Consider the following 13,335-nt stretch of genomic DNA (forward strand, 5'->3'; position numbering starts at 1 on the left):
GTCAAACCCATTGAAAATCATGCTTGCCGGTTACAAAGGAGACCGGAAGATCCGGAAACCAGCCTCTCAGAAGCTCTGCCGTAAACTTCATCCCCGGTTCCTCGCTTGCAGCATGACCCATCTGAATCCATGCTAATCTGCGGCCTTGGCTGACCGCATCCCGTACATACTCCGGCGTCTCCCATTCCGGTCCTTCACCCGCAAGGATTACATCCAAGCTTTCCTTCTCGAATAATGGGATATTCAAGGGGCCTCCTCCACGGTATCCGGCCAATAGCCCGACCCTCTTGCAGGGCATCTGTAGATTTCCCACTACCCGGACATAAGGAACTCCGAGCTTGGACTTCACGTATTCCGCCAGCTCGCGAACGGTCATGACGGGAACCGTGATCACCGAATAGGCCGGCTCATGCTTCTCCAGTCGTGAGATCCACTCCAGTTCATTCACCAACCCGGTCATGATGCCGTCCGGTCTATAACGGTGGATATGATCATGGAACCGGAATATGGCGATCCCCGACGCTTCGATCAACCGCTTCTTGCCCTGATAGACCGGGTCGTGAGCAAGTCTGTCACCGTTCTCCGAATGGCTGTAGTATATGCCTTCATGGGATACGATAAGATTGGCTCCAAGCGCAAGGGCTTGGCGGATCACAGCCTCGGTTGCCATGAAGGTGGTGACGATCCCGGTGACCGCCGTGTCCGGTGCGCCGCACAACAGCTGATCGACCGTAGGATTGAGACAGCCGGCAGGCTCCATCAGCCGGTTCATTACATCCTGAACGCTGATCTTCATGGTTCCAAGTCCCAGTAATCACCGGCCAGACTCTCAATAATGCAGCTGCTGGCCCATGGCATCAGGGCAAACCAGGTACTGGCGGGCGAACCGTCCTTGTAGGTCTCGGTCAGCAGCCCTTCAGAATGGCAGAACCGTTCGGACATCCATCCGATCCTCCCGTAATCGAATTCGCCGTCGTAACGGTTGTACGTTTGGCATCCCCACCGGACGGTATCCGTCATCCGGTCGCGGACATAGGAGTCGTCCGTATGCTCCACATAGTACAAGAGTTCATCCACGATATTGCTGGACATGGGGTGGATATGGGGATTGGCGACGGAGGTGACGCTGCCGCCGCAGCTTGACCAGCCCAGCTTGCTGAGAGGGGGGATCTTAATCGGCGAATTATAGCAGAATTTAAAGCTGAATTCATAACCGATGGCATCCTTCATATGATCCAGATACCGCTTATCGCCAGTCAGAGCATGCAGGTAGCGCACGGCTTTGATGTAGGCCAGGATCCCTTCGGAGTCTACGGCCTTGTCCGCATCAAGAGGAGCGCCGTAGCATTCCATCCGTCTGACGTACGTCTCATAATAATGGTTCTCGCTTCTGCTAAGGCCGTCCAGGTAGGTTCGGTCACCGGTCAGCCAGCTTCGATAGGCCATGGCCGCCATACACCATGCTCCGCTGAAGGCATCATACTCGATTCCGGCCCCTGTTTTCTCCGATAGAATGTAGGGGTATTCGTGGTCCGAATTTTTGGTTCCCTCCAGCTTCTCCAGCACTCTTGTTGCGAATGCAAGCCAATCCTCATGGATGCATGCCTTTAACTTCATCTCGTACTCATAAGCTTTCAGGATATAGTACATGGCCTGCCCGGCCAGATAAGACGTATGCCCCGGCGTATGCATGCCGTCGAACCACCAGCCGTGGTTGGACCATCGGCCGTTATCATAGGTTTCATAGGGAAGTCCCGCAGCCGGATTCAGAGAATGCTCGACTACGTTGGTGATGAAGGTCAGAGCCTGCTCGCGCATGCACTCATCCTCCAGCCGATGCGCAGCCATCAGAACGGGGACTGCGACCGATAATCCGTTGGTCCAAGTCAGCGAGAAGATCTTATTATACCGGAAGCCGCCGTTCACAGGGTCTTCGATGACAAATCCGGAATAGCTCCGCTCCTCCGGAAGCCAGGCATACTTGGAGATGGCCTTGGAGAGATCCGAAACTGCCGTTCTGCCGTCACCTGCTGCTCTAGGGCTTTGATGATACGTATCATATACCTGTTGGATGGCCTCATTGACGCCTAACTCCGATTCGGCCGCATAGTCGTAGATTTCCACACTGAATGCGACGGATTCCCCCGCCTCCAGCTCGAAGCAGTTCTCTTCCATGGGGGCCCGGTCCTTCACGAGAGTTGCTTTGATGAACAGCCACGGCGCATTCTCATAACCCAGCGTATAGCCAACCGTGCCTTTGGCCAGCGAGCAGGTATAGCCCCCGTATTGATAGAACTCGCTGTCCTCCAGGCCAGGCTTCCATTGCTGCTTAAGTCCGTCTCTGCGGATAAAATATGGACTTGCGCATAATCCGTAGATTCTGCCGTTGTCATAGACCAATGCGACCGGGTGGGACAGCCTGTCGCTTCTCACCATCCACCAGGGCGAAGACGGACGGGGAGCATTCCCTTCCCGTAATCTCGGGAATTCCTTGGGAACGTTCAAGGGAGCTTCACCACGGTTACGGCCATACATGAAGGCGGGAAGGAAAAACCGTGGGCTGCTCTTGGCAAACGGCAGCTCCGCATGAATGACTCCGGCCCAAGGGCCGCTTCCTTCATTGCAAATTACGATCTGTACCCGGATGGGATCTGTGGGACTGCCTGTTCCCCCACACCGTTCGATGGAAGAGTTTAATCCGTGGTCCCGAAGCCCAGTATAATCCGTGTTCTCTCCCGATCGGCTTCTTGCGGTAAGTATGAGCACGACAGTAGCCTCCAATCTCGGAATAAAGACGCCCCGGAGCACATGCTTGCTCCGGGGCATCTGGCATGGATTACTTCTCGTAAGACTTAGCTGCTGATTTCAATTGATCAAAGGCTTGCTCCGGATTGATCTTGCCAAAGACAAGCTGATCGCCAACCAAGGTCCAATCCTTGTCAATAAAGTTGGTCCAGCCCCCCGGACCTGCGGTCCAAGTCTGTCCGTCCTTCTCCACTGCACGAAGCAGTTCCAGACCGACCTTGTCTGCATCGCCCAAGTTGGACTGCAGAAGAGTCGCGATGTCCTTGTTAGCCGGCAAACCGCGAACCGTTGTCAAGATCTTCGCCGCTTCAGGGTCGTTAACGAACCAGTTGACGAATTTCTTGGCTTCCTCTTGTTTCTTGGAGTTGGCAGAAACCGCGAGGTACATCGAAGGCTTCAGCCAGCCGCCCGCTTCATTGGCGCGAGGCATGGTGACAAGGGCGTAGGCGCCTTTCTTCAGACTGTCATAGGTGCCATAGCCGTTGGAGAAGCAATACCGCACCAGCACCTTGCCGGAAACCATCAGGTCCAGCTTGGGATCATTTTCTTTGTCAGATGCATTCACATCCGCCGGAGGAACAAGGCCGTCCTTACGCAGCTCTTCGAACTTCTTGGTCCACTCCAGGAAGGTCGCTTGGTCCACATGGAACTTGCCGTCATCGGAGATGACCGTACCCTTCCCTTTGGCATATTGATAAGCGGAATAGACGAAGTAGTTAGCGGCATAATCCTTGGTGAAATAGGTTCCTGCGGGAAGCTTGGACTTCGATTCCTTGGCCAAGGCGAAGAAATCATCCCAGTTCCAGCCGTTGGCAGGGTTCTTGATGCCCAGCTTATCCATGGCGGCTTTGTCGTAGATCATCCCAAAGCCAACGGATCCCAACGGAATGCCGTATTGCTTGCCGCCGGATTTACCGCCAGCCAAGAGCTTCGGATCGAACTTGCTGACATCGACGGAGCTCAATTCCGCAAGCTGCTTGCGAGCGGCCCAATCCGGAGTCCAACCCGGATCAAGCTGGACGATATCCGGTGCGTTCTGTGCTGCCGCCTGGGTGGACAGCTTGTCCAAATAGCCGTCCATACCGGAGTATTCGGGCTCGAAGGTTACATTCGGGTTGTTCTTGGTATACAGCTCAAGAGCCTTCAAGGTTGCTTCATGACGGTTCTGAGCTCCCCACCACATAATACGCAGCTTCACCGGTTCGCTGGATGCTTTGGCCGTTGCCGACGGTGCGGCAGAAGGCGCTGCACTGCTCGCCGTTTCTTTGCTGTCGCCACCGCCGCAGCCAGCCAGCGATCCGGCCAATGCAGTGGTTGTAGCTAAAATTGCCAGAGAACGCTTCCATTGAAACATTGTTACCCCTCCTATATTTAGAACTTATTGTCTTGCTTGTTCTTATAGTATCAACAGCCGAATGAGATTGATATGAGGGTGATGCACGATTTATTTTGAAAAAAAACGATTCTTTGGTCTTCCGCCAAGCCGCATGGATCCCCGTAACTCGCGTATAATTATATCAACAAGGCCTGTCGATTGAAGTCAAAAAAATATGGTTCCTAGTATAAAAAGTATAGAAAAAAGAGGAAGGGAAAGTCCCCTTCCTCTCACATCCGACTGCTTCTCCATCAATCGGGAGAGATGGCCTAACAGCCACTCAGTCTTATGGTATATTATGCATATATTTCCTAATATTTATAATGATCCAAAGTGGGCAATTTGATGACGCTTGCAACCTCCGCTAACGAAAATAGCCCCTTTCGGGGCTATTTCCTGTTCAGGGCGCCAACAACGTGCGCCTCGCAAAACTTAAAGATTTACCGTTGCTCTCCGCGAGCGTCTTGAGCCTTCAGTTCGGCCATCAGCTTGTCGCCTTCCACGTCCAGATTCGGCAGGAGACGGTCCAGCCAGCGAGGAATCCACCAGGCTTTGTCCCCGAAGAGGGCCATCAATGCCGGTACCAGCGTCATGCGGATGATGAAGGCATCGATCAGGATGCCGATGGTCAGCGCAAAGCCGATCTGCTTGATCATGATATCATGGGCCAGAATGAATCCGCCGAAGACGAATACCATGATTACCGCGGCGGCGACAACGACGCGGCTGGCTTGCTCATAGCCGTGAACGACGGCTTCCCTCCCGTGATAACCATGGATGTAGGACTCGCGCATGGAGCTGACCAGGAACACCTGGTAGTCCATGGCCAATCCGTACAGAATGCCCGTCACCATAATCGGCATGAAGCTTAGCAGCGGACCTCCCGTATCGAAGCCGAACAAGGAATGAAGCCATCCCCACTGGAACACAGCCGTCGTGATCCCGAAGGTTGCAAGAATGCTCAGGACGAACCCGGCCGTCGCTTTCACCGGAACAAGGATCGACCGGAATACCAGGAGCAGGATGATGCAGGACAGAATGACGATAATCCCCACGTAGATCGGGAATACCTCCGACAGCTTGGCGGACATGTCGATGTTCATGGCGGTCATCCCCGTAACGCCCAGAACGACCTTATACTTCTGTGCGATGTCGGAATCAGGGGAACGAAGCTCCTTGACCAGGCTCTTGGTGTCCTCTTCTCCCGGTCCCGACTTCGGAATGATGCTCATTATGGCCATGTTCCCGGATTGGTTAACCCCCATTGGGGTTACCAAGGAGACGTCCTTATTCTTCTGAAGCTCTTGGACGATTCCGCCAATAAGTGCCGGAGTCACTTTGCCGGAAGGGTCCGCAAGCTCCGCCACCACGACGAGAGGACCGTTGAAGCCTTCTCCGAAGGCTGTTGAAGTGGCGTCGTAGCTCTGTCTGGAGGTGGAGTCCAGGTTCGCGGTAGCTCCGGAGGGGAAGCCCAGATCCATCTGGGTAAACGGAATGGCCGCTCCTCCCAATATGGCTATGATGGCTACGATCAAGAGCCAACGGTACCGGATCACGCTTTTGGCCCACTTGCTTGCCACGTTGTGCCGGGTATTCTCGGCTGCATGAGCCCGCTCCTTGGCGGTACAGATCCGTTCACGCACCAAGCCGAGCAGGGCCGGCAGCAGCGTAAGCGACAGGAGAACACAGATGAGCACCGTTGCCGCGGCCACAAGGGCCATCGCGGACAAGAATTTGATGCCCATGACCAGCATGCCGCACAACGCAATGATGACGGTAAGGCCCGCGAACAAGACGGCGCTGCCGGATGTGCCAACCGCACGGCTGGCGGCCTCCCGCGAGCTCAAGCCTTGATCGAGTATCAACCGGCGCTGGCGGTTAACAATAAAGAGAGAATAGTCGATGCCGACGGCCAACCCGATCATCAGCGCCAGAACTGGCGTTACGCTGGTGAGATGGAAGAACTTCGAGATGGCGAAGGCTCCGCCCACGCCGACTCCTACACCAATCAAAGAGACCATCAGAGGCAGACCTGCCGCGACGATGGAGCCTAGCGTGGTCAAGAGCACAACGGCCGCGACGACAAGACCGATGACCTCGGCAGGGTTAGTGGTGGACAGCTTATTCAAGGACTCACTCGGGAGTGCCTTCATTCCCGTACCTTCCTGAGCCTTCGTCACGGCTTCGACAGCCGCTTCCTTAATCTTCGCGGGCACGGACGATTCCTGTACGGTAAATTGGAACTGGAACAAGGCCACACTGGCGTCAGCCGAGATGATTACTCCCGGAACGGGTACCCCGTTAATCATCAGCGGTCCGTAGGGAAGCTGCTGCTGAGCCGCTTGGGCTTGGGCACCTTGGCCTGCGGCACCTTGGGCTGCAGCACCTTGGGCCGCTGCGCCGTTTGGAGCGCCTCCGGCGGAGGCGGCTGCCGCTTTCGCCGCTTCTTCCATCAACTTGGCGGTATTGATCACGTATTCGAGATTATATACCTCGTTAACCGCCTTCGTGATGGCATTCAGCCGCTCCGGCGTATCGAGACGTTCTCCCTTGGGCACCGTGAATACGGCGCTGCCCCTACCACCCGAAGCCTGGGGCAGCTCTACCTTCAGCTTATCCAGGACCTGCTGAGCGTTGGTTCCTTCAATTTTCATCTCGGAGCTGATATGGACGCCGTTGATTCCTAATACGGTTCCGACGATTCCCAGAACGACAACCCAGATGAGGATGAAGGTCCACGGTTTGTCATAGGCTTTCTTGCCCAATGCATATAGAAATTTTGACATGTCGTTGGCTTACTCTCCTTTTGTCTCTATGGATTTAAAACCCGTTGCGCAAATAATGAAAGATGCTGCCCAAATACTCGTCATACGTGACGGACGGTGAACCGTCGGATGGGGGCTGCCCTGGAAGCTGTACATGAACCCCACCGTCCAGGATAGGCAGGAAGGCCTCAATAACCGCTCCGGCCAGCAAGTGGGTATAGACCGGAGGGTACCGCTCCTGGAATAAGCTGTTCAAGACTGACTGAAAATCCGACTGCATCCGCCTGAACCCGATCAGAATATAGGGCTCCAAGGTGGGATGCTCCTTGGCCAACTGCATGAGCTGGCGCATTCTCACCAGGATATGGATGATGGAGGGCAGCCGGATGAGACGGTGCAGGAAGTCCAACGGCAATTCATCCTCCGGAAACTCATCCAGAAACGAAAGAATGTCCTCCAGATCAGGGGGAATGGCGGCCATGGCCACCGCTTCTTCCTTACAGGAGTAGTGATTGGCGAACGTCCTCCTCGAATAGCCGGCCCGCTGCACGACATCCTCAACGATAAACCCGTCGAATCCCCGCTCTAAGGTCAATTCGAATGCAGCCTGGGCCAGAGCCTGTGCAGTCGCCGCTTTCTTCATATCACGCAAGTTCAGATTGGACATATTCCCTATAGGTTCACCTCTTTATACAGGAGTTATTTCGCTTTTCCCAGTGTAACATGCAGTTGCCCATTGTGCAACTTTGCACAATGGGCAACAACGGCGTTCACATGTAGTTCCAACAGCATGGAGAAGATTAGCCTCACGCTGTAAACTGTACTATACTTTTTCTATCGAGTGTGAGGTTGGGAGGGGCATGATCGTGGAAGCTTATCGAACGGCAAGGCGTGACGGCAAGGAGCATACCGAGATCCCTGATTGGACGTTTCCTATTCATGTTTTCCATCTCGCCGGCTCCCACTCCCGGATCATCCCCCCGCATTGGCATGATCACTTGGAATGGATCGCCGTGACGCAGGGGGGCTTCAGGGTCCAAGTCGATTCCGCCTTTCAAGACCTCCATGCCGGAGAAGCGGCATTCGTCAACACCCAGCAGCTTCATTCCGCCTTTCCCTTGGGCGAGACGAGCGAATTGTATGCCGTGGTGTTTAATGAAGCGCTATTGCACAACTACGCCATGGACAGTACGGAAAGCAAGTACATCCTTCCTTTACTGCAGGGCCAAGAGCCTCTGATCCCTTCCTTCTATTCCACCGGAGACCCTGTGACCCGCAAGATCCATCACCTGCTGGAGGAGCTCTGCGCCAGCTACCAGGAGAGAGGCCCGGGGTACGAGCTGCTGGTCAAATCATCCTTGCTCGGCCTGTTAGGAATGGCGTTCCGGCACGCCGATTCAAGCCAATCCGTTCCACGGAAGCATCGGGGAGAACACATCATCCAACCCTTGCTTGTCCATTTGGCCGATCACTTCCATGAACCGCTGTCTGTGAATCAAGCCGCGCTCCTATGCTGTGTCAGCCCCCAGCATTTCTGCGCCGTCTTCAAGAAAGCAACCGGCAAAACGCTAATCGAATATATCCATATGCTGCGGATTCACCGGGCGGAGCAGCTTCTTCGCGCCCAACACCATTCGATCCAAGAGATTGGGCACCTGGTCGGATATTCCAATCCTACGTATTTCGGAAGAATGTTCAAAAGGTTCAAACGGATGACCCCCAAGGAATACGCACGGCACCCTTCTTCGAACGCCTCCCTCACTTGATCGGAAGCTTCGCATGGTTGCGGAGCAGGAGAGGAATGCGGTTCAGCGGGGCGTGAACTTGGATCCATTGGCCACCTTCATAGACCTCCTCCGTATAGGGATCTCTCCACACCTCCCCATCGGGCAAGTATACGTCCCTGCTTCGGGCTCCTTCGAACAGCACCGGTGCGACCAGAATATCCGGTCCGAACAGGAACTGGTCCTCCACTTCCCAGCAAGCGGAATCCTTCGGATAATCATAAAAGACCGGCCGCATCGGGGGAGTGCCTTTCTCGTGCGCCTCCTGCATGATGGTGGCTATATAGGGCTGAAGACGTTCTCGTAGTTGAAGAAAATCACTCGCGATCTCGTACGCCTCATCCCCGTAGCTCCACACCTCATTATCCGCGCCGCTGCCGCACAAGCCGCCGCCTGCAGTGCCTAACGGCTTCTTAGCGGGTAACCGGTCTCCATGGAGCCTGAATACCGGACAAAAGGCACCGTATTGGAACCATCGGATGAAGCATTCGCGGAACGAAGCGTCCGTTGGATCTCCCCCATGAAAGCCACCGATATCCGTTGTCCACCATGGAATTCCCGCAATCGCCATGTTCAGGCCTGCACGAACTTGAATTTGAAGCACCTCGAAGCTGGAATGGATATCCCCGGACCAGGCCAACGCACCGTACCGCTGGCTGCCGGCCCATACGCACCGGACCAGATTAATGATGTTCTTTTGACCCGCTTCCTCCATGCCGTCATAGAAGGTTTGGCTAAACTTGCTGGGGTACAGGTTCCCAACTTGTTGGGCGGAGCCTGCATGATACCGGTAGATGTCATGGTCGTAAACGGAATATTCGGGTTCCGCCTCGTCCAACCAGAAGGTCCGGATCCCATAATCGTAATAATTCTTCTTGATCAAGTCCCACAGATACTTTCTGGCTTCGGGATGGGTGGCATCGAAGATGGCATTTTGCCCGAGGAATTGAAACTGCGTGCGCACTCCCCGGTCACACTTCACCAAGAACCCCTTCTCCAGCATCTCCGAATAATTCATGCTCTCCGTTTGTACCGTTGGCCATACCGATACCATAAGCTCAATCCCCATTGCCTTCAGCTCCTTGACCATGGCGGCAGGGTCCGGCCAATATTCGGGATCGAATTGCCAATCCCCTTGATTGGTCCAATGGAAGAAGTCGATGACGATGACGGACAGAGGCAGCCCCCTCCGTTTGTATTCCCGCGCTACCTCCAAGAGTTCCTCCTGGGTTTGATACCGCAGCTTGCATTGCCAGAATCCCATTGCATAATCGGGCATCATCGGAACGGTTCCGGTGGCACCGGCATACGCTTCTTCAATCTCCGCCGGCGTATCTCCGGCCGTCATCCAATAATCCAATTGTTTGCTGGAAGGTGCCGTCCATTCGGTGATGTTCAGGTTGAAATGTACACGCCCTAACGCCGGATTGTTCCACAGGAACCCGTACCCCAGATTAGATAGAACAAAGGGCACGCTGGACTGGCTGTTCCGATGAGTCAGCTCCAGCATACAGCCCTTCAGGTTCAGATAAGGCTGCTGATACTGCCCCATCCCGAACAGCTTTTCCTTAGGATTGGAACGGAAGCGCAGCGCCAGGCTGTAGTCGCTTCCGCCCGGGTGCGGCTTCAGCTCGCGGCCGCCATATTTGAGCTGATAGGTATACTGGACTTCCTCCAACAAGACATCGCCCTTCTGGTTGAAAAAGGCGATCCGGCCCTCTCTCGTGATGTCCGCTCTGATTTTGCCATTTACGATCGTCGCCTTCTCCGCCGACAGGTCGATTTGCGCCGGGTGGTAAGGCTGCGGCAATAAGGCCCAGTCCTCTCCCTCCTCCACATGGGCGAAGGCGGACCGGACGCGCAGGGCGTTGTCCCCCCAAGGTTCAATCCACACCTGTTCATGATCATATTCCCATATCAATCGGTTCCCCATTATTCGGAACATGCCGATGTCCTCCCTCATACGAACGAAATGGTGATGAATCCCTTTCCTTACGTCGTATTATAATCATCGCTTGCGTCCCCATATAGATCGGAAATGCGGACTTTCTCATACGATCTTCTGATTCTCCGTAGTCCGCCCGAAAATAAAAAAAGGTGACCGCAGTCACCTTCTGAGCTTCACATGATGTCCGTTAATCGCAACGTACCTTACCCCTTCAAGAGGAAAAGGGCTGCCCCATGAGGCGGGACCTCTGCGGCGAGTTCACGTTCCAAGGCCCCGAGCTCGCGTCCGCTCCACAGCTCCTTGCAGGATGCGGCTCCGTTCATGCCCAGCCCCTCCAGCGGGATGGAAACCACTGCAGCCTCTTCACCGGTATTGAACAATGCGGCGTACCGGACTCCATCCGGGCCTTCGGCCGTCCAGACGATGCGGCTTCCTTCGCGCAGCGCTTGGCGGGCGCCATCGCTATGGCGGTGCATATCCAGCACCTCGCGGTTCGTGATCAAGGACGAGGTCCACGAATCGTTATCCCGCAGCTCGCCACCGAACATAAGCGGTGAACGGAAGATCGACCACAGCGTCATCATCGTCCGCTGCTCGTCCCGTGTGAAACGTGTCCACCGGTCGGAGCCGCCGCCGTCAACGGAGCGGATGCCGATATGGCCGAGGGGCAGCATATCGCAATCCGGCCAGCAGCCTGGCCGCGGCCGGCCTTCCCACTTCTCGCAGCGGTCGAACATATCCAACAACAACGGCCACTGATCCCAGAAGTCGTCTGTCATCCGCCACATATTGGCGTTCGCCTCGAAGGGCTCGGCGAGCTCCCGCGGCGCCGGCCCCGGAGACAGACTCAGCACCATCTGCCGTCCGCAACGGTCGATCGCCTTGCGGATCAGCTCGATCTCCGCCATATGCGTGCCGTACAGCCGGGAAGCGGCGATGTCGTCCACCTTGATGTAGTCGACTCCCCATTCGGCATACAGCTCGAAGAGCGAATCATAGTAAGCCTGCGCCCCGTCCTTCGAGGCGTCCACGCCGTACATATCCGTGTTCCAGGGACAGATCGAATTCGGATGGGCAATCTCGCGGGCCGTAACGGCCGTGCCCTTGATCGGCGTATTGTCGTGAACGGCCTGGCGGGGGATACCGCGCATGATATGGATGCCGAACTTCAAACCGAGTCCGTGCACATAGTCGGCCAGAGGCTTAAACCCGACACCGCCGGCTGCGGAGGGAAAACGGTTCACCGCCGGCATGAGACGGGAGCAGTCATCGGTTTCCAGACGAACGAAGGGACGGTATTGCGAGGACTTCGCCCCAGCCTCATACCACTGGATGTCCACCACCACATACTCCCAGCCATATTCCTTCAAGTGCTCAGCCATATAGGCCGCGTTCCCGCGAATCTCGGCTTCCGTTACTGCGGCGCCGTAACAATCCCAGCTGTTCCACCCCAACGGCGGCGTAGGTGCAAACGTATGATGACGCATGAAGAGCCCCCTGTTCCCGAATAGAAGTAAATTGCGTTCATGCATTCATGATACGTCTGAATATCTCCTATTTCTATAGTAAACTTGCCCGATGGGTAGCAAAATATTGCGAATCCAATCGCGAGCGATGGATTCCACTCAATCGAAGAACATGCGGCTGAACGTCAATTGTCCCTCGCCGGACCGGAAGCTGCCCGGTGTCCGCCCCGTCCCTTTCCGGAAGACCTTGATGAAGTAGCTTCCGCTGGAATATCCTACCCGTTCCGCAATTTGCTCGACGCTCCAGTCCGTCTGGCGGAGCAGGCTGATGGCCTGCTCGATTCGAACGCGATTCAAGTAATCGTTCGGCGACATGCCGACCGCCATGGTGAAGGTCCGCAGCAAGTGGTACTTCGAAACCTCCAGCCGCTCGGACAATTGGTCGAGGCTGATCATCCGGTCGAAGTGGGATTCTATGAACTCCGCAGCCTCTCTGACCTTTACCGGCCAAGCCTGCCGGTCTCCTTCCGGTACGATCGCGAACCGGCACAGCTCGGATACAAAATGAAAGAGGAGCGAGGAGGCGGTGTACGGTTCCGCTATTCGTCCCGCATTCGCTTCCTCCCAGATATGCTCCAGAACGCGAATGGGTCTGCTTGACTTGGGCAGGTACGGAGCTTCCCCCAGCCTGCGCTTCACTTCCTCCCAGTTCGCCAGAATCAGCGACGGTCGGAGCAGGACGAATAGAAAGGACCATGCTGTTCCTCCTTCGGGAAAATAGTAGCGGTGATTGCCGGGTATCTCCGTCAGGAAAGCCTGCCCCGCTTCAAGCCGATAGGAAGCCGCTTCCGACTCGTAAACGCCCCCACCCTCCAGCGTATATTGAAAAAGCAGCAGCGGACCGTCACTCCGCTCCAGTCCGTCCCACCGATAGGACGTGTCCCGGACTTCCTCCCGTCCGACGGCAAACAACTCGCACATGGACAAGTGCGCCGGAGCCTTGAACCGGAAGCCGAACGTGCCTGTCTGGACGCCGATTGGCATCTCGATCCCCCCTTTCATGCATCGGACGATGTGTACGTTCTCCTTAACGTAGAGAATATACGGGGTATCGCATAGAGTCAAATGGTAGATCCGCGTGTCGGCATTAGGACAATAAATCAGTTATTCATCACGATAATCTATTGCTCCA

General features: G+C 55.4%; 9 protein-coding genes. 1 reads left to right on the forward strand and 8 read right to left on the reverse strand.

Going from position 1 to position 13,335, the window contains the following annotated elements; genetic code table 11:
* Nucleotide 1 precedes the first annotated feature (1 nt).
* The 5 genes from ACSEXW_RS22565 to ACSEXW_RS22585 form a co-directional block, all read right to left on the reverse strand.
* Nucleotides 2–796 carry a Nif3-like dinuclear metal center hexameric protein gene (locus ACSEXW_RS22565; protein WP_438448444.1) on the reverse strand — a complete coding sequence of 265 codons (795 nt, stop codon included), beginning with the start codon at nt 794–796 and terminating at the stop codon, nt 2–4.
* Complete coding sequence (locus ACSEXW_RS22570; protein WP_438448445.1) at nt 793–2,505, reverse strand: hypothetical protein; 1,713 nt, start codon at nt 2,503–2,505, stop codon at nt 793–795. The genes ACSEXW_RS22565 and ACSEXW_RS22570 overlap by 4 nt, the downstream gene beginning before the upstream one ends.
* Nucleotides 2,506–2,836: 331 nt before the next feature.
* Complete coding sequence (locus tag ACSEXW_RS22575; RefSeq protein ID WP_438448446.1) at nt 2,837–4,159, reverse strand: ABC transporter substrate-binding protein; 1,323 nt, start codon at nt 4,157–4,159, stop codon at nt 2,837–2,839.
* Nucleotides 4,160–4,620: 461 nt separating this feature from the next.
* Nucleotides 4,621–6,966 carry an MMPL family transporter gene (locus ACSEXW_RS22580; protein WP_438448447.1) on the reverse strand — a complete coding sequence of 782 codons (2,346 nt, stop codon included), beginning with the start codon at nt 6,964–6,966 and terminating at the stop codon, nt 4,621–4,623.
* Between the two features lie 34 nt (nt 6,967–7,000).
* A complete protein-coding gene (locus ACSEXW_RS22585) occupies nt 7,001–7,612 on the reverse strand; it encodes a TetR/AcrR family transcriptional regulator (protein ID WP_438448448.1) in 612 nt (203 codons plus the stop codon).
* A 199-nt stretch (nt 7,613–7,811) separates the two neighbouring features.
* Here ACSEXW_RS22585 and ACSEXW_RS22590 point away from each other — a divergent pair, with 199 nt between their 5' ends.
* The gene (locus ACSEXW_RS22590) at nt 7,812–8,711 is read left to right on the forward strand and encodes a helix-turn-helix domain-containing protein (protein ID WP_438448449.1); all 900 of its coding nucleotides are present in this window, start codon (nt 7,812–7,814) and stop codon (nt 8,709–8,711) included.
* Here ACSEXW_RS22590 and ACSEXW_RS22595 read toward each other — a convergent pair.
* The 3 genes from ACSEXW_RS22595 to ACSEXW_RS22605 all read right to left on the reverse strand — a co-directional run bounded on the left by ACSEXW_RS22595 (nt 8,704) and on the right by ACSEXW_RS22605 (nt 13,187).
* Nucleotides 8,704–10,674, reverse strand: coding sequence for a glycoside hydrolase family 31 protein (locus ACSEXW_RS22595; protein WP_438448450.1), 1,971 nt, complete (start codon nt 10,672–10,674; stop codon nt 8,704–8,706). The genes ACSEXW_RS22590 and ACSEXW_RS22595 overlap by 8 nt on opposite strands.
* Before the next feature lie 206 nt (nt 10,675–10,880).
* The gene (locus ACSEXW_RS22600) at nt 10,881–12,164 is read right to left on the reverse strand and encodes a glycoside hydrolase family 27 protein (protein ID WP_438448451.1); all 1,284 of its coding nucleotides are present in this window, start codon (nt 12,162–12,164) and stop codon (nt 10,881–10,883) included.
* Between the two features lie 138 nt (nt 12,165–12,302).
* A complete protein-coding gene (locus ACSEXW_RS22605) occupies nt 12,303–13,187 on the reverse strand; it encodes an AraC family transcriptional regulator (RefSeq protein ID WP_438448452.1) in 885 nt (294 codons plus the stop codon).
* Between the last annotated feature and the right edge of the window lie 148 nt (nt 13,188–13,335).

The sequence above is a fragment of the Oryzibacillus soli genome (assembly GCF_051594765.1).
Taxonomy (GTDB): Bacteria; Bacillota; Bacilli; order Paenibacillales; family NBRC-103111; genus Paenibacillus_AR.

Bases quoted from the DNA above. Each gene is read 5' to 3' on its own strand.
- ACSEXW_RS22565 (WP_438448444.1), bottom strand. From the start codon at position 796: ATGAAGATCAGCGTTCAGGATGTAATGAACCGGCTGATGGAGCCTGCC.
- ACSEXW_RS22575 (WP_438448446.1), bottom strand. From the start codon at position 4,159: ATGTTTCAATGGAAGCGTTCTCTGGCAATTTTAGCTACAACCACTGCA.
- ACSEXW_RS22580 (WP_438448447.1), bottom strand. From the start codon at position 6,966: ATGTCAAAATTTCTATATGCATTGGGCAAGAAAGCCTATGACAAACCG.
- ACSEXW_RS22585 (WP_438448448.1), bottom strand. From the start codon at position 7,612: ATGTCCAATCTGAACTTGCGTGATATGAAGAAAGCGGCGACTGCACAG.
- ACSEXW_RS22595 (WP_438448450.1), bottom strand. From the start codon at position 10,674: ATGTTCCGAATAATGGGGAACCGATTGATATGGGAATATGATCATGAA.
- ACSEXW_RS22600 (WP_438448451.1), bottom strand. From the start codon at position 12,164: ATGCGTCATCATACGTTTGCACCTACGCCGCCGTTGGGGTGGAACAGC.
- ACSEXW_RS22605 (WP_438448452.1), bottom strand. From the start codon at position 13,187: ATGCCAATCGGCGTCCAGACAGGCACGTTCGGCTTCCGGTTCAAGGCT.